Origin of the sequence: Plantibacter sp. VKM Ac-2876 (genome assembly GCF_015350715.1) — a bacterium.
Classification (GTDB): domain Bacteria; phylum Actinomycetota; class Actinomycetes; order Actinomycetales; family Microbacteriaceae; genus Plantibacter; species Plantibacter auratus.
In genome coordinates this window covers 388,929-404,246 of sequence record NZ_JADKSI010000002.1, presented here as the reverse complement: position 1 = coordinate 404,246, position 15,318 = coordinate 388,929, and the positions used below count along the sequence as shown (strand labels likewise).

Genomic DNA, 15,318 nt, shown 5'->3' with positions numbered 1-15,318 from the left:
GGTGGTCAGCGCCCGCCGGGGCGCGCAGCCGGGCCGCTCGGAACCCGGACGATCAGGGCATGGTGCAGGTTCGTCAGCGAGACCGAGATCACCGAACCGTGCGAGTCGCCGTCCAGTTGTATCTCCTGCGGCTCCTCGAGTCTGAGGTGCATCGTCCGCGCCTGTGCGTAGCTGATCGCGCGTGCCTTCGGCGAGAATCGTCCGACCAACCGGCCGAACCGCGTGCGGTGCAGCATCCGGTTGAACGTCAGGCGGTAGCCGATGTTCCCCCAACCCGGACCCTTGCCAGGGCGCAGCATGACGGCATCGAGCAGGCCGTCGTCCACGACGGCCTCGGGGAGCAGCAGGACCCCACCGGTGAGCGTTCCGGAGTTCCCGACGATGATCGTGTGCGCTCGGGCAGCCGCCTCCGGACGGTCGTCGAGTCGATAGTGCAGGTCGAACTGCCGGTTGCCGATGATGCTCCGCGCGATCGGATCGGAGTAGGCGAGCCAGCCGATCCGTCGCTTCAGCCGCTCATTTGTGTGGCCGGCCATGTGTGCGTCCAGGCCGATGCCGGCCATGACGAGGAAGACCTCGTCCCGGTTCGTGCCGTCGCTGCGCCCGAGACTGACCTGACCGACGTCGACCACCTGGTCACGCCCTGAACAGGCGATGTCGACCGACCGCTTGAGGTCGCCCAACGGCAGGCCGAGCGCTCGGGCGAAGAGGTTCCCCGTTCCGGCCGGGACCAGCCCGAGGGGGATGCCGGTGGATGCGATGGCCTCGGCGACGACCCGCAGTGTCCCATCGCCTCCCGCGACCAGGATGACCGAGGGTGACGCGGCGATCGCGGCCGCGGACGCACCCCGGCCGTCGTCGTCCGCGCTCGTCTCGTGCCAGGTGGAGGGTGCCAGTCCGTGCGTCGATTCAGCGGCTGCGACCACCGAGCGGAGGACCTTGATGTCGACCTTGGAGGGATTGACGACGACGGCTGCGCGTCGACGTCCGCGTTCGGCTGGTGCATCGTTCACAGCGTCAAGGATAGGAGGCACCGGCTCGGAACCAGCGGTGGACGCGAGCCGTGCCGCGGGTTCGTGAGACGCTTTCCCCATGGACCTCGAGGTGTCGCCCGGACTGACGATCCCAGCAGCCGAGCTGCAGTGGCGTTTCTCCCGGTCGTCCGGCCCGGGCGGACAGCACGTGAACACCTCCGACAGCCGTGTCCAGTTGACGTGGAGTGTGGCCGAGTCGACCGTCCTCACCGACGAGCAACGAGACCGACTGCTCGAGCGGCTCGGCGCCCGGCTGGTCGGCGGTGCCATCACCGTGACCGTCTCCCGCGAGCGATCGCAGCTCCGCAACCGCGAACTCGCACTCGAAGCGCTCGCGACACGCATCAGGTCGGCCCTCGCGCCGCCGGCGCCGACGCGCCGGCCCACGCGGCCGACCCGCGGATCGGCGCGACGCCACCTCGCAGCGAAACAGCAGCGGAGCGCCACCAAACAGCAACGGCGACGTCCCTCCGACGACTAGCGGGTCACACCATCGCCTCCCGCAAGGGCGTGCGTCGGACGGTCCGGTCCATTAGCGTTCCCGGAGAGCGCACCCGTCGACGCCGTCGTCGTGCGCGAACGGAGGAACACCATGCGCATCGTCGTCATCGGCGGGACCGGCCACATCGGCTCCTTCCTCGTCCCGCGACTCGTCCGGGCCGGCCACGAGGTCGTGAGCGTGAGCCGCGGGGATCGGTCGCCGTACACGGAGGTTCTCGAGTGGGACCAGGTCGAGCGGGTCCGGGCCGATCGGGAGGCCGAGGACCGGGACGGTGTCTTCGCGCGACACATCGCGAACCTCGGTCCGGACGTCGTCATCGATCTGGTCTGCTTCACGGTCGCCTCGGCGACGGCACTCGTCGAGGGACTGCGCGGCAACACTGGCCAGCTGCTCCACTGCGGATCGATCTGGCGCTACGGTCCCAGCGCGTCCGTCCCCATCGTCGAGGGCTCCGGGACGGCGCCGTTCGGCGACTACGGCGTCCAGAAGGACCAGATCGCCCGGCTGCTCCAGCAGGAGACCGCCGACGGAGGACTGGTGACGACCTCCCTGCATCCCGGGCACATCGTCGGACCTGGGTGGGCGCCCATCAACCCGCTTGGCAACCTCGACCCCGGGGTCTGGCGGACCCTCGCACTCGGTTCACCGCTGCGCGTCCCCGGACTCGGTGCCGAGCTGCTGCACCACGTGCACGCCGACGACGTCGCGCAGGCGTTCGAGCTCGCCGTCGCGAACCGGGATCGTGTCGCCGGCGAGGACCTCAACGTGACGTCAGCCGCCGCGGTGACCGTCCGTGGCTACGCCGACGTCGTCGCCGGCTGGTTCGGACGCTCGGCCGAGCTCGAGTCGGTGACCTGGGAGCACTTCCGAGCCGAGACACCGACGGAGCACGCCGACACCACCTGGGAGCACCTGGTGCGGAGCCATTGCGCGTCGATCGACAAGGCACGGTCGCTGCTCGGATACGAGCCCGCCTACACCTCGACGGAGGCGGTCCTCGAGTCCCTCCGTTCGCTCGTCGCCCGCGGGGAGTTGGACCTGCCCGAACCACGAGCAGCCCTGAACACGATCCGCTGACGACGCGATCCTTCAGGGGGTCTGCAACGAGCTCCGGAGTCCGCGCGGTGCGTCGACCTTCGGACGCTGAAGGATCCCGCGGCGCCGGAGGAGCGGTACGAGTTCGTCGAGCATGCGGTGCACCGTCACCGGGTGGAGGTCACCCGAGAAGATGAACCCGTCGTTGTCCGCTTCACTGCCGGCGCGTTCGATGTGGTCGGCCACCTCGGCCGCCGTGCCGACGACACCGCTGCCGTCGGTGATCCGCCCGAGTCGTGCCTTCGGCACGAGCAGCTCCCGGAGCGTCGCTGCCGCGAAGGACTCGTGCTGGCCGCGCAACGCGTCGAGGCTGCCGCGCGACACGTGGTCGCCGAAGACGGCCGGGTCCACCGGTCGGTCGAGGTCGAGCGCGGTGAGGTCCGTCTCCAGGTCGCTCGACCACGCGAGTGCGACAGAGCGCAGCGTCTCATCGTCCGGCTGTTCCGAAGCGGCGACGAGACGGTCGGCCTCGGCACTGCTCGACACGATGACGGGCTTGAACACGAACAGGATCGCGGGAGGGGTGTCCCGACCGACGGCAGCCGACGCGTCGAGGACCCGCCTCCGGTACGCACGGAGGCTCGCGATGTCGAGCGGTGCAAGGGCGAGCTGGACGTCCGACTGTCGTCCGGTGAAGGCGAGCCCCCGCGGCGAGGAGCCCGGCGACACGATGACGGGCTCCCCACCGGAGTCCTCGTCGAAGGGGAGGGCGTTGAGTGGCCCGTCGAAGTCGTAGTGTGCGCCGCGATGCTCGACGCGGTCGAGGTGGCGGCCGTCGGCGAAGCGTCCGGAGGCGGTGTCGCCCACGTACGCGCCAGGTCGCCAGCTCCGCCAGAGCGCGCGCACGCCGTCCAGCCACTCCTCCGCCCGTTCGTAGGCGATGTCGTGCGGCACGACCGGCTCGCCGAAGTGACGGCTGCTGCCGACGTCGGTCACCACGTTCACCCCGAACCGTCCGCGGCTGAGGTGCTGCAGGGTCGCGAACTGCCGTGCAGCCTGGTACGGCGGCAGTTGCAACGGGTTCACGGTCGGGATGATGCCGATGCGCTCCGTCACCGCGAAGAGGAACGGGGCGAGGCTCAGCGGGTCGTGCTTCGGCCCGCCGTAGGCGCCGCGGATGCGGAGGTCGAGCGTCTCGGGGTTCCCCAGCGAGAGGGCGTCCTCGATGATCAGGAGGTCCAGGCCCGCCTGCTCGAGCTCGCGGACGGCCTGCTGGTAGAGCGCGGGCTCCTGCCAGCGGTAGTCCCAGTCGAGGTACGGATGCCCCCAACCGTGCGGACCGAACCCACGCGACAGGAACCAGCCGAAGCGTTGCCGGGCGCTCATGCGGCGACCGCCTCGTCCGCCGTGACGCTCGTGCCGGTGCTCGTCGACGGTTCCCGGACCGGGAGCGCGTCGAACGCCGAGGCGAGGTCCGCGATGAGGTCGGCGACGTCTTCGATGCCGACGGAGATCCGCACGAGTCCTTGGCCGATGCCGCTCGCCGCGAGCTGCTCGGCCGAACGCTGGGCGTGCGTGGTCGAGGCCGGGTGGAGGATCAGCGACCGGACGTCACCGAGGTTCGTCATCCGCGTGAACAGGCCGACGTGGTCGATGACCGTCCGTGCTGCGTCCCGTCCGCCGTGCAGGGTGAACGAGAACACCGATCCCTGTCCATCCGGCAGGTACCGATCCGCCAGGCCTCGGAACGGACTGTCGCTGAGCCCCGAGTAGTCGACCGAGGCCACTTCGGTCCGTCCCGCCAGCCACGTCGCGAGGGCGAGGGCGTTCTCGCTCTGCCGTTGGACGCGGAGTGACAGCGTCTCGATGCCCTGTGCGATGAGGAACGCGTTGAACGGCGACGGCGTCGGGCCGAGACGCAGCGCGACCGATGCCCGTGCGTATGCGGCGAGAGCGGCACGCCCGTCCGCCTCGACGTGGCTGAGCCCGCCGAGCGCGGCGAGCGGCGAGGTGAGGTGTCGGTAGCGGTCTGCGCGAGCGGTCCAGTCGAACGTGCCGCCGTCGATGACGACCCCGCCCAGCACGGTGCCGTGGCCCGCCAGGAACTTGCTGGCCGAATGGACGACGATGTCGGCGCCGTGCTCGATGGGACGCAGGAGGTAGGGCGTGGCGAAGGTGTTGTCGACGACGAGCGGGACCCCGTGCGCGTGGGCGACGTCGGCGACGAGACGGAGGTCCGTGAGGTCGTTGCGGGGGTTCGGGATGGACTCGACGAAGATCGCGCGCGTCTCGGGTCGGATGGCGCGCGCCCAGGCGTCGGCGTCGAGCGGATCGGCGACCTCGCTCGTCATGATTCCCAGCCGGCCGAAGTTCTCCGTGAAGAGGCTGCGCGAGCCCTCGTACAGACTCGGCGCGGTGAGCAGGTGGTCGCCGGTCTCGAGCAGTGAGAGCAGGGCGACGCCGACGGCCGCCTGTCCGGAGCCGAGGAGTAGCGCGTCCACACCGCCCTCCAGTGCGGCGAGACGGCGCTCGACGGCGTCGATCGTCGGATTGCCGACCCGGCTGTAGCTGTATCCACCAGGGTCCGGACCGAACCGCCGCTCCGCCTCGTCGAAGTCCGTGAACACGAACCCGGCACTCGCGTAGATCGGCAGTGCCCGCGGCTGGAGCGGCGCGTCGGGTGCACCACCGGCGTGCAGCTGTCGGGTGCTGAAGCCCCCTCGGTCCCGCTCGTACATCGCCTCGTCCTCTCCGTCAGCTCGGCCGTCGTCGACACCCCGGCGTCGGTGACAGGCACTCTACGGTCGGGACCGGGACGGGCGCAGGTGACGACGACATGCGCGGACACAATCGGCCGGCGACGCCGCCGTCGGGGGAGGCCCCGTACCCTGGGGGAGGTCGGCCGCGGACACGCTGGCCGGCGCAGACGGATCGGACGAGGGGGAACCGTGAAAGCACTCATCGCATCGGGGAGCGGTCGGTACGCGGATCCGTGGCACCCGTACGCGCAGACGAGCCCGCTCATCGCGGAGGTCCTGGAGACGGCCGGCTTCGCGGTCGAGATCGACGAGGACGTCGACCGTGCGATGACGCGACTCGAGGGCGTGGAGCTCCTGGTGGTCAACGCCGGCGACCCGTGGCGGTCCGAGGATCAGGGCCGAGCGCCTGCTGCCGCGATCGACGGCTTCGCGGAGGCACTCGGTCGGGGGATCGGTGTCCTCGCGATGCATGCGGCGCTCGCCTCGCTCCGCGACTACCCGGACTGGGCTCCGACGATCGGGGCGCTGTGGCTGCCCGGCGTGTCCTGGCATCCGCCGATGGGCCCGACCGTCGTCCGCGGCCTGGCATCGCCCGACGGCGGAGCGCTCGGCGACATCCCGGTGGACGACGAACAGTACCTGCGGCTGCAACCCGTCGGTCGGAGCACCACCGTCGCCGAGCACGACGTCGACGGCGAGCGGTTCCCTGCGGTGTGGGTCCGCGAGGTGGGGCCCTCGCGCGTCGCCGTCGACGCACTCGGACACGACGGGCGGTCCTACGCCTCGGCGGAGCACCGTGCGCTGCTCGCGACGCTGGCACGGTGGGTGGCCCGGGCGCCGTCTGCGTGATCCGTCACGGATCCTCGATGGGCTTCGTCTGTGTCGCGACCCTCGTCGGCGCAAGCCCCCGTCGAACGGGAGTCGCGCCTCACGACCGGGTCTATGCTCCTGTTCGGGGCTGCGAGCGACCATGACGGCCGGATGCAGCCCGCGTCAGGAATCGGAACCTCGAGAAAGCCGCACCACGTGTCACAGGACCTCATGTCACCCGAGAACAACGTCCAGCGCATCATGCGCACCGGAACCGTCTGGTTCGGCGTCGCGGTCGGGAGCACCGCGATCGTCCTCGGGCTCCTCCTCAGCTCAGGTTGGCGACCGGCGGTCCTCGCCGAGGGACTCCGCGTGGTCTGGTGGTGCTGCTCGGTCATCGTCGGTTTGAGCATCGGTCTGCTGGGTTGGTCCGGCTGTCCGATCCTGGAGGTGGACGTCCCGACGGCGTCCCGGAACAAGTCGCTGACCATGCAGCTCGGAACGATGCTCTTCATCCTCGGAAGCATCGGCGCCATGTTCACCGTGCTGGCCGGCTCGCCGAGCTGACACCCGCGGCGCGGGCACGTCCAGCTCCTGCGGCGTCGTCGCGTCGGAACGGCGTCGTAGAGTCGATGCATGGCCAGATCCTCAGCACCGCTCCGCAGACTCGGGTTCCTCACGATGGGCCTGTTCGACCCCGAGGAGCCGGCGGCCGGGCACGAGGCGACCCTGCAGCTCATCGAGCTCGGTGAACGCCTGGGGTTCGACAGCGCCTGGTTGCGGCACCGGCACCTGCAGTTCGGCATCTCCTCGCCGGTCGCCGTCCTCGCGGCGGCGACGCAGCGCACGAAGCGCATCGCGCTCGGTACCGCGGTCACACCGCTCGGCGCGGAGAACCCCTTCCGGCTCGCAGAGGACCTGGGCACGGTCGACGTCCTCTCGGGCGGCAGGCTGCTTCCCGGCTTCAGCACCGGGGAGCCGATGCGCTTCGACGCGTTCAAGCACGCGATCTATCCGTCGACGCTCGACCAGGAGGACCTCGGCTACGACCGTGTCCTGCGCCTCCGCTCCTTCATCCGCGGTGACGTCGTCAGCGACACCGCCGGTCGTGAGGGCCAGGAGGACTACTCCTCACGGGTCGAGCCGCATGCCGACGGTCTGGCGGAGCGGCTCTGGTACGGAGCCGGCAGCCTGCGGTCGGCCGGTTGGGCCGGTGAGCAGTCCTTCAACCTGCTCACGAGCAGCGTCATCGCCGCCGAGGACGGCACGACCGACTTCGCCGCGAACCAGGCCGCCCAGGTGCGTCGGTTCCGAGAACTCCACCCGGCGGGTGAGCGGGCCCGCGTGTCACAGGGGCTCGTGGTCATCCCGACGGACTCCGCGACCGCGTCCCAACGAGCCCGGTACCACGAGTACGTCGACTCGAGACGGCACCGGGTCGGTGTCGCCCATGGCCCGCGGCGGATGCTCTTCGCGGAGGACCTCGTCGGCAGCAGTGCGGAGATCGCGGAGCGGCTGCACGAGCACGCCGGATTCCAGGAGGTCGACGAGGTCGCCTTCGCGCTCCCGTTCACGCTCGAACCGGACGACTACACGCAGCTGCTCACCGACATCGCCGGCGCGCTCGGCCCCGCCCTCGGCTGGCGACCGGCCGCGGACGGGGAGTCCCGTCCGGCCTGAGCGGACCGGTCGGAGACGGCTTCCGGTCGCGCGTACAGTGCAGGTATGACGCAGCACGGGTTCAGACGGTACGTGGCCATCGGCGACAGCTTCAGTGAGGGCTACGGGGATCTCCGGGAGGACGGCACCCTTCGCGGGTGGGCCGACTTCGTGGCCCTCGGCCTCGCCCGGGCGTCCACGGAGACCGTCAGCTACGCGAACCTCGCCATCCGTGGGCGGAAGCTCCTGCCGATCCTCGACGAACAACTCCATCGAGCGATCGCGATGGGTCCGGACCTCGTCAGCTTCAACGGCGGCGGCAACGACATCATGCGCCCGCGGGTGTCGATCGACGGCGTCGCCGACCGCTTGGACGGTGCGGTCGATCGTCTGCGTGCCGGGGGAGCCCACGTGCTGCTGTTGAGCGGGGCGAACCCTTCCGCGCACATCCCGATGGGTTCGCTCCTCGCCCGCCGCGGCGAGCAGCTGGCCCAGGCCGTGCGGGTGCGGTATCCGCGTGACGGGGTGACCTTCGTCGACAACTGGGCCGATCGGACGCTCGCCGACCTCCGGTACTGGTCCGTGGACCGCCTGCACCTCAACGCCCTCGGCCATGCCCGGGTGGCGAGCAACGTGCTGACGGCGCTCGACGTGCCGGTCCCGGAGGAGTGGGGGATCGACGACGTCGCTGCTGCGCCGCCCGGTCCGCGTCAACGTCGCACCGCGGCCTATTACCGCGAGCACGTGCTGCCCTGGATCGGGCGCCGCCTGACCGGACGTTCCTCCGGTGACGGCCGCGAACCGAAGATCGCCCAGCTGCAGCCGGTCGACACCCAGGGCTGACCGGCACTGGTCAGCCGCGGGTCGGTCAGCCGACGCGGACGAGCGTCCGCTGCCAGCCGGAGGATCCGTTGGGAGCGATCGGCGCCTGCTTCTCGATCTGGAGGTTCCCGGCCTTATCGGTCGCGCGGACGGCGACGTAGTGCGTGCCGGCGGTCGCCTCCCAGTCCATCCACCACTGCACCCAGGTGTCGTCGTTGATGGCGGTCGTGAGGTTGACGCTCTGCCAGTCGCCGTTGTCGATGCTGACCTCGACCTTGGCGATCCCGACGGTCTGCGCCCAGGCGACGCCCGCGATCTTGGCAGGACCCGCCGGCACCTGCTTGTCGATCCGGGGCGTGTCGATCCGCGAGGAGAGTTTGATGGGCGCCTTCGCGTCGTAGCCGCGCGGGGTCCAGTAGGCCTCGTCCTTCTCGAAGGTCGTGACCGTCAGCTTCGTCAGCCACTTCGTCGCCGACACGTAGCCGTAGAGGCCAGGGACGACCATGCGCACGGGGAAACCGTGCTCGAGCGGCAGCGGCTCGCCGTTCATCGCCACGGCGAGGATCGCGTCCAGGTTCGGGTCGGTGAGCGACTCGAGCGGCGTGCTCGCCGTGAACCCGTCGACGCTCGTGGACAGGACCATGTCGGCCTTCGAGTCCGGCATCGCCCGCTTGAGGACGTCGCGCACGGGGATACCGAGCCACTTCGCGTTGCCCAGGAGGTTGCCGCCCACCTCGTTCGAGACGCAGGTCATGGTGATGACGTATTCATCGAGACCCATGGCGAGGAGTTCCTCGAAGGTGATCTGCACCTGCTCGCCGACCATGCCGTCGATCGTGAGCGTCCAGGTGGCCGGGTCGACCGTCGGCACGGTCAGCGCGGTGTCGACGCGGTAGAACTTGTCGTTCGGTGTGAAGAGCGGGCTGAGGCCGTCGACGTCCGCCTCGGCTCCGTCGGGGATCGTGACGGTCGACTTCGGCGCCGGGAGCTTGAGGGCGTCACGGACGGCCGTGATCGACGAGGTGGTGACGTTCACGAGGCGTGCGCCCACGCCGACGACGACGGCACCGGCCGCCGCGATGCCGGCCACGCGGAAGAAGCCTCGGCGGTCGAACGCCGCGCGCTCGTCGTCCGAGCCGTCCGCGGCCCGCTTCGGCAGGCGACGACTCAGGAGGACGAGGATCACGACACCGGCCGCCAGACCGAGGATCACCGGGACGACGGCGAGCGGAGTGGCACCGGCGCGGGTGACGGTCGTCGCACCGGCGAAGACGCCGGCCGCGACGAGGACCACGACCCCGAGCGGTGGACGGATCTGCTGCAGGACTCCGGCGATCGCCGCGGCGATCAGGACGGCGACCCCGAGGCTCACCAACAGGAAGATCTTGTCGTTGCTGCCGAAGGTCTCGATCGCGAACTCCTTCGCCCACCGCGGGACGATGTCGATGACGAACGACCCGACGGTGAGGAGGGGACTGCTGCCTCGGGCGAACAACAGCGCCGCCAGCTCGGCGATCGCGAGGAACACCGCTGCTGCGACGATGCCGGACAGTGCTGCCGCGAACCAGACGAGACGTCGTCCGCCCCGTGTGGTGCCGGTCTGGTGCTTCGATGGCATGTGCTACTCCCTGATCGTGGCTCGACAGGAGTTCGGAGCACTGCCCGGATCAGACGGGTCGGATCCGCCGTCCGCCCGTCGTCTCGGCTTCAGGCCGTCGAGACGGCCAGCCGCAGTCCCGTCTCGGACGCCAGCCGGAGGGCCTCGGCGAACTCCTGCTCGCTCCGTTCGAGCTGCGCTGCGAGCGCCGGATCACGGTCGGCGAGGGTCAGACTCGTCGTGATGACGTGGACGTCCATGCCGAGGGCTCCGCCGAACAGCGTCCGCAGCGCCGGCACCTCGTGATCCCAACCCTCGGTCGGGCTGCCCGCGTCGTAGGCGATCCCACGGCTGGTGGCGATGACGACCGGCCGGCCGGCGAGCGCTCCCGTGTCCGCGGAGGTGACACCCGGCACGTGGATGTGGTCGATCCACGCTTTGAGCGACGACGGGATCGAGAAGTTGTACAGCGGCGCGCCGATCACGACGATGTCGGCACCGAGCAGCTCGTCGAGCAGGACGCGCTGGAGCGTCTCGGCTTCGGCGGGCGGGTTCGCACCGGGGCGGCGGTCGGTCGGCGCCCAGTGGAGACTCGCGTCGGCGAGGTGGGGGACCGGATCCAGGTGCAGGTCGCGACGGACGACGACGCCGGTGGGGTCGGCGGTCGACCAGGCGTCCACGACGGCCTGCGAGATCCGGCGGGACCGGGAGGTGTCGAGATCGGCGGAGGAGTCGAGGTGCAGGAGGGTGGGCATGCGGCAACGCTAGCAAGCCGGGTCCCGTCCGCTTCCTTGCGGCACGCACCGGTGGCGGTTACCGTCACAGGATGGTCACCGCCCCAATCCCCACCACGTCCGCCCGCCAGGACGCACGCGTCCTCGACGAGACCGACCCGCTCGCGGGACACCGCGCGGCCTTCGTCCCGGCCGAGGGCGTCGTCGCCTATCTCGACGGGAACTCCCTGGGGCGGCCGTTGCGGGCCACGGCGGAGCGGCTGCAGTCGTTCATCGCGGAGGAATGGGGGACGAGGCTCATCCGCTCGTGGGACGACCGCTGGTTCGAGCTGCCGCTGACGCTCGGCGACCGCCTGGGATCGGTCGTGCTCGGTGCCGCACCCGGCCAGACGGTCGTCGCCGACTCGACGACCGTGCTGCTGTACAAGCTGATCCGCGCGGCGGTCGACGCGACGTCCTCCGCCGGAGGGGCCGCTCCGCGCGACGAGCTCGTGATCGATGCGGGGAACTTCCCGACCGACCGCTTCGTGATCGAGGGGATCGCCGCTGAACGGGGTCTGCGCGTCCGATGGATCGACGCCGACCCGGTCCACGGTGTCGCCGCGCACCAGCTGCGCGAGGTGGTCCACGAGCGGACCGCACTCGTCGTGCTCAGCCAGGTCGACTACCGGTCCGGAGCGCTGCTCGACGTCGAGGAGCTGACCGCGATCGCGCATCAGGCGGGAGCACTCGTCCTCTGGGACCTGTGCCACTCCGCCGGTGCGGTCCCGATCGAGCTCGACGAGTGGGGCGTGGACCTCGCGGTGGGCTGCTCCTACAAGTACCTCGGTGGCGGGCCCGGTGCTCCGGCGTTCGCCTACGTCGCGGCGCGCCATCAGGACCGGCTCCTCCAGCCCATCCAGGGGTGGATGGGCGCCGCCGACGTCTTCGCCATGGCCGACGCCTATCAGCCGGCCGTCGGGATGCGCCGGTTCCTCAGCGGGACGCCGCCGATCGTGGGCATGCTGCCGCTCGAGGACTCGCTGACGCTCATCGAGTCCGCCGGGGTCGCCGCCATCCGGGCGAAGTCCGTCGCGCTCACCACGTTCGCGATCTCCTGGGCCGACGAGCACCTCGCAGGCTCCGGCGTCAGGGTGATGACCCCTCGTGACGCGGCGCGTCGCGGTGGTCATGTGACGCTCGGTCACCCGTCGTTCCGCGAGATCACCCCGCTGCTCTGGAATGCTGGTGTGATCCCCGACTTCCGGCACCCGGACGGTCTCCGCATCGGGGTCGCACCCCTGAGCTCCGGCTTCGCCGAGCTCGAACTCGGGCTGATCCGGATCGCCGAGGCAGTCCACCGGTGGACGGCGTCACACGGCTCCACCCCGCCTGGCGGAGGTCCGTCGTAGGCTTGGCGGCATGCCCGCTGCCTCTGGAACCCAGTACCGTCTCCACCGCGCCGGTCCGCAGGGCGAGGTGCGAGCGACGGTCACCGAACTCGCCGCCGGACTGCGCGAACTGACCGTCGGCGGACGCACCCTCGTGCAGTCATTCGGTGAGGACGTCGTCGCCCCGATGGGGTGCGGGATGGTGCTCGTGCCGTGGCCCAACCGCGTCCGGGATGCCCGGTGGACGCTCGACGGTGAACCACAGCAGCTCGACGTCACCGAGGCGGCGACCGGGAACGCCTCCCATGGTCTCCTGCGCAACACGGGATACCGGGCGGGGGATCACACCGATCACGCGGTGACCCTGCTCGCCTCGGTGTTCCCGCAGCACGGCTACCCGTTCCGCCTCGACACCTCGGTCGCCTACACCTTGGACGACGACGGCCTCCGGGTGACCCACACCATCGTGAACCGGTCGAGTCGCCCCGCGCCGGTCGCCGTCGGCGCTCACCCCTACCTGGCGCTCGGCGACGTACCGACCGCCGACCTCACCGTGACGGTGGCCGCCGACACCTGGTTCGAGACGGACGAGCAGCGCATCCCGGTCGCCTCCCGCCCCGTCGACGGGACCCCGTACGACCTGCGCTCGGGTGCTCGCGTGGGCGACCTCTCGATCGACGTCGGCCTGGGTTCGGTCCAGCAGGTCGACGGTGCCGTCCGACACCGGCTCACTGCACCGGACGGCGACACCGTCGAACTCTGGGCGGACGACGACTTCCGGTTCGTCCAGGTCTACACGCCGAAGAACTTCCCGGCGGCAGACGGACCGACGCAGGCCATCGCCATCGAGCCCATGACGGCCCCCGCCGACGCGCTGAACAGCGGGACCGGACTCCGGTGGTTGGAGCCCGACGAGCGGTGGTCGCTGTCCTGGGGGATCCGACTCACGCAGGTGTGACCGGCACGCCGTTCGGCGGACGGTCGACCGTCCCACGGGCGGAGGAGGATCAGCTCAGAGGATGACGCCGCGGGGACGATGATCGCCCCTGCGTCCGATGTGCCGCCCCCGGGTGTCGACGGACACTGGTGGCATGACCACGCACCTGGACACCAGCCCGAATCTCTTCACCCTGTCCACGCCCCGGGTCGCGCAGACCGAGCGGCTTCAGGTGGCGCGGTCGACGGCTCGACCGCGCGGACGATTCGGCGCCTTCGTGGGCGTCCTCCTGGGGAACATCGTCCTCTGGAGCACGCTCTTCGTCACGATCGGCATCGTGCTCGCACTGCAACTCGGCATCGTCGGCGTCATCGCCGCGTCGCTGATGCGCTGAGCTCGATCCGCGCGTCAGGCACCTGAACCGGCGAGACCCGTTCCGGACTCGTCCGCTGCGTCCACAGTGGGCGCGTCATCGTCCAGCGCCTCGTCCTCGACCACGGCGTCCGGGAGCCCAGGCAGCATGGCTGCGGCGCCCTCGTCTCGGATGCCTTCGACCGCTCCGAAATCAGACATGATGCTTCCTCTCGATCGTCGTGCCCGCCAGCGTAACCAGCGGACACGACGAACGACAGCCCTTGCGGGCGGGAGCTTCGTCAGTCGACGATCGACACCGTCACGTCGATGTTGCCGCGTGTGGCGTTCGAGTAGGGGCACACCTGGTGCGCCTGGTCGGCCAGCTGCTGGGCTTCGTCGTGCGTCACGTTCGGCACGTAGACGTCGAGCTCGACGGCCAGGCCGAAACCGCCCTCACCGTTCGATCCGATGCCGACGCTCGCCGACACCTCGGCGTCCTTCGTGTCGAGCTTCGCGGTGCGCCCGACGGCGTGGAGGGCGCTGAGGAAGCACGCGGCGAAGCCGGCGGCGAACAACTGCTCGGGGTTGGTGCCCTCGCCGCTGCCGCCGAGTTCCTTCGGGGGACGGGTGTCGAAGTCGAGGAGGTCGTCCTCACTGCGGACGTGTCCGTCTCGTCCGCCTCCGGTGGCATGGGCAACTGCTGTGTACGCGATATCCATTGCTCCATCCTTGCACCGTCGTGCGTGCCCGGTGCACCTTCTCCGGGACCTCTCGGCAGTCGTTCAGTGCAGCGTGGATCGGGCCGCGTCGACCACCGCCGCCGTGACGAGCTCGAGCAGCCGGGAGTGGAGTCGCCACTGCTGCCAGAACAGCGGGACGTCGACGCCGCCCGTCTCGTCGAGCACGACGAGCTCGCCCTTGCGCAGCGGCGCGTCGGACTGCGCGTCCGGGAGCATGCCCCAGCCGAGACCGAGGCCGACGGCGGTCGCGAAGTCCGCCGAGGCCGGAACATGGTGTCGCGGCGGCTCGGCGGGGTCGACGCCCCGTCGTCGGAGGTAGGCGTCCTGGAGATCGTCCTTCCGATCGAAGACGACGACCGGCGCGGCGGTGAGCGCCTGAGCGGTCGCACCGTCCTCGAACCAGCGCGTCGCGAACGCGGGTGACGCCATCGGTCGGTAGCGCATCCGACCGAGGAGCCGCACCGTACACCCCTGGACGGGCTCGGCGTTCGAGGTTACCGCGGCCATAACGCTGCCCGCACGGAGGAGGTCCGTCGAATGGTCCTGGTCCTCGCGAGCGAGGTCGAAGACGACCGACTCCCGGGCGGCGACGTCCGCCAGCACCGGCAGCAGCCAGGTGGCGAGGGAGTCCGCGTTCACGACGATCGGGATCACCGCCGGGGTGGCCGGCGTAAGCGCGTCGTCGGCGTGCAACTCCAGCGCCGCGTCGTGACCGAGCAGGTGCACCGCGCGACCGAGGCGGAGCACGATCTCGCCGGATGGGGTGGTGGTGATCGGTTTCGTTCGGAGCAGGAGGACCCGTCCGACACTCTGCTCGAGCGCTTTGATCCGTTGACTGATCGCCGACGGCGTGATCATCAGCTCCCGGGCGGCCGACTCGAAGGTCCCGTGGTCGACGGCGGCGACGAAGGCCCGCAGTTGCTCGAAGTGGAAATCCATCATAAGACGATCTTACGATTCATCAG

At 70.4% G+C, this 15,318-nt stretch carries 17 protein-coding genes; 9 read left to right on the top strand and 8 right to left on the bottom strand.

What is annotated here, in order from left to right:
- Positions 1–5: 5 nt before the first annotated feature.
- Positions 6–1,013, bottom strand: coding sequence for a diacylglycerol kinase family protein (locus tag ITJ62_RS08275; protein ID WP_370581868.1), 1,008 nt, complete (start codon positions 1,011–1,013; stop codon positions 6–8).
- 79 nt (positions 1,014–1,092) lie between these two features.
- On the opposite strand from ITJ62_RS08275, the gene arfB reads away from it, so the two are divergent.
- Together arfB and ITJ62_RS08265 are read left to right on the top strand one after the other, a co-directional pair.
- A complete protein-coding gene (gene arfB, locus ITJ62_RS08270; RefSeq protein WP_159878673.1) occupies positions 1,093–1,515 on the top strand; it encodes an alternative ribosome rescue aminoacyl-tRNA hydrolase ArfB in 423 nt (140 codons plus the stop codon).
- Positions 1,516–1,626: 111 nt separating this feature from the next.
- Positions 1,627–2,613: an NAD(P)-dependent oxidoreductase gene (locus ITJ62_RS08265; RefSeq protein ID WP_194600869.1), complete on the top strand. Its 987-nt coding sequence runs from the start codon at positions 1,627–1,629 to the stop codon at positions 2,611–2,613.
- A gap of 12 nt (positions 2,614–2,625) precedes the next feature.
- Here the strand turns inward: ITJ62_RS08265 and ITJ62_RS08260 are convergent, their stop codons facing one another.
- Positions 2,626–3,957: an LLM class flavin-dependent oxidoreductase gene (locus ITJ62_RS08260; RefSeq protein WP_194600866.1), complete on the bottom strand. Its 1,332-nt coding sequence runs from the start codon at positions 3,955–3,957 to the stop codon at positions 2,626–2,628.
- Positions 3,954–5,309 carry an O-acetylhomoserine aminocarboxypropyltransferase/cysteine synthase family protein gene (locus ITJ62_RS08255; RefSeq protein WP_194600863.1) on the bottom strand — a complete coding sequence of 452 codons (1,356 nt, stop codon included), beginning with the start codon at positions 5,307–5,309 and terminating at the stop codon, positions 3,954–3,956. The genes ITJ62_RS08260 and ITJ62_RS08255 overlap by 4 nt, the downstream gene beginning before the upstream one ends.
- 210 nt (positions 5,310–5,519) lie before the next feature.
- Here ITJ62_RS08255 and ITJ62_RS08250 point away from each other — a divergent pair, with 210 nt between their 5' ends.
- From ITJ62_RS08250 to ITJ62_RS08235, 4 genes are all read left to right on the top strand, one after another.
- Entirely contained in the window at positions 5,520–6,179 is a 660-nt protein-coding gene (locus tag ITJ62_RS08250; RefSeq protein ID WP_194600860.1) for a ThuA domain-containing protein, read from the top strand.
- Positions 6,180–6,356: 177 nt separating this feature from the next.
- Positions 6,357–6,707, top strand: a complete 351-nt coding sequence (locus tag ITJ62_RS08245) for a hypothetical protein (protein ID WP_064293749.1) — start codon at positions 6,357–6,359, stop codon at positions 6,705–6,707.
- A 69-nt stretch (positions 6,708–6,776) separates the two neighbouring features.
- Positions 6,777–7,820, top strand: a complete 1,044-nt coding sequence (locus ITJ62_RS08240) for an LLM class flavin-dependent oxidoreductase (RefSeq protein WP_194600857.1) — start codon at positions 6,777–6,779, stop codon at positions 7,818–7,820.
- A gap of 45 nt (positions 7,821–7,865) precedes the next feature.
- A complete protein-coding gene (locus ITJ62_RS08235) occupies positions 7,866–8,642 on the top strand; it encodes an SGNH/GDSL hydrolase family protein (protein ID WP_194600854.1) in 777 nt (258 codons plus the stop codon).
- A 25-nt stretch (positions 8,643–8,667) separates the two neighbouring features.
- On the opposite strand, the gene ITJ62_RS08230 is transcribed toward ITJ62_RS08235, so the two are convergent.
- Together ITJ62_RS08230 and ITJ62_RS08225 are read right to left on the bottom strand one after the other, a co-directional pair.
- Positions 8,668–10,239 (bottom strand): molybdopterin-dependent oxidoreductase, encoded by a 1,572-nt coding sequence (locus ITJ62_RS08230; RefSeq protein ID WP_194600851.1) that lies wholly within the window; start codon positions 10,237–10,239, stop codon positions 8,668–8,670.
- Between the two features lie 89 nt (positions 10,240–10,328).
- Complete coding sequence (locus ITJ62_RS08225; protein WP_194600848.1) at positions 10,329–10,973, bottom strand: FMN-dependent NADH-azoreductase; 645 nt, start codon at positions 10,971–10,973, stop codon at positions 10,329–10,331.
- 71 nt (positions 10,974–11,044) lie between these two features.
- Here ITJ62_RS08225 and ITJ62_RS08220 point away from each other — a divergent pair, with 71 nt between their 5' ends.
- From ITJ62_RS08220 to ITJ62_RS08210, 3 genes are all read left to right on the top strand, one after another.
- Entirely contained in the window at positions 11,045–12,343 is a 1,299-nt protein-coding gene (locus ITJ62_RS08220; RefSeq protein ID WP_194600845.1) for a kynureninase, read from the top strand.
- A gap of 10 nt (positions 12,344–12,353) precedes the next feature.
- On the top strand, positions 12,354–13,280 hold the full coding sequence (locus ITJ62_RS08215) for an aldose 1-epimerase family protein (RefSeq protein WP_194600842.1): 927 nt from the start codon (positions 12,354–12,356) through the stop codon (positions 13,278–13,280).
- 133 nt (positions 13,281–13,413) lie between these two features.
- Positions 13,414–13,653 (top strand): hypothetical protein, encoded by a 240-nt coding sequence (locus ITJ62_RS08210; protein WP_194600839.1) that lies wholly within the window; start codon positions 13,414–13,416, stop codon positions 13,651–13,653.
- Between the two features lie 14 nt (positions 13,654–13,667).
- Here ITJ62_RS08210 and ITJ62_RS08205 read toward each other — a convergent pair whose 3' ends face one another.
- The 3 genes from ITJ62_RS08205 to ITJ62_RS08195 form a co-directional block, all read right to left on the bottom strand.
- Complete coding sequence (locus ITJ62_RS08205; RefSeq protein WP_194600836.1) at positions 13,668–13,832, bottom strand: hypothetical protein; 165 nt, start codon at positions 13,830–13,832, stop codon at positions 13,668–13,670.
- A gap of 80 nt (positions 13,833–13,912) precedes the next feature.
- Entirely contained in the window at positions 13,913–14,332 is a 420-nt protein-coding gene (locus tag ITJ62_RS08200; RefSeq protein ID WP_064293757.1) for an organic hydroperoxide resistance protein, read from the bottom strand.
- Positions 14,333–14,395: 63 nt separating this feature from the next.
- The gene (locus ITJ62_RS08195) at positions 14,396–15,295 is read right to left on the bottom strand and encodes a LysR family transcriptional regulator ArgP (RefSeq protein WP_194600832.1); all 900 of its coding nucleotides are present in this window, start codon (positions 15,293–15,295) and stop codon (positions 14,396–14,398) included.
- Positions 15,296–15,318 lie beyond the last annotated feature (23 nt).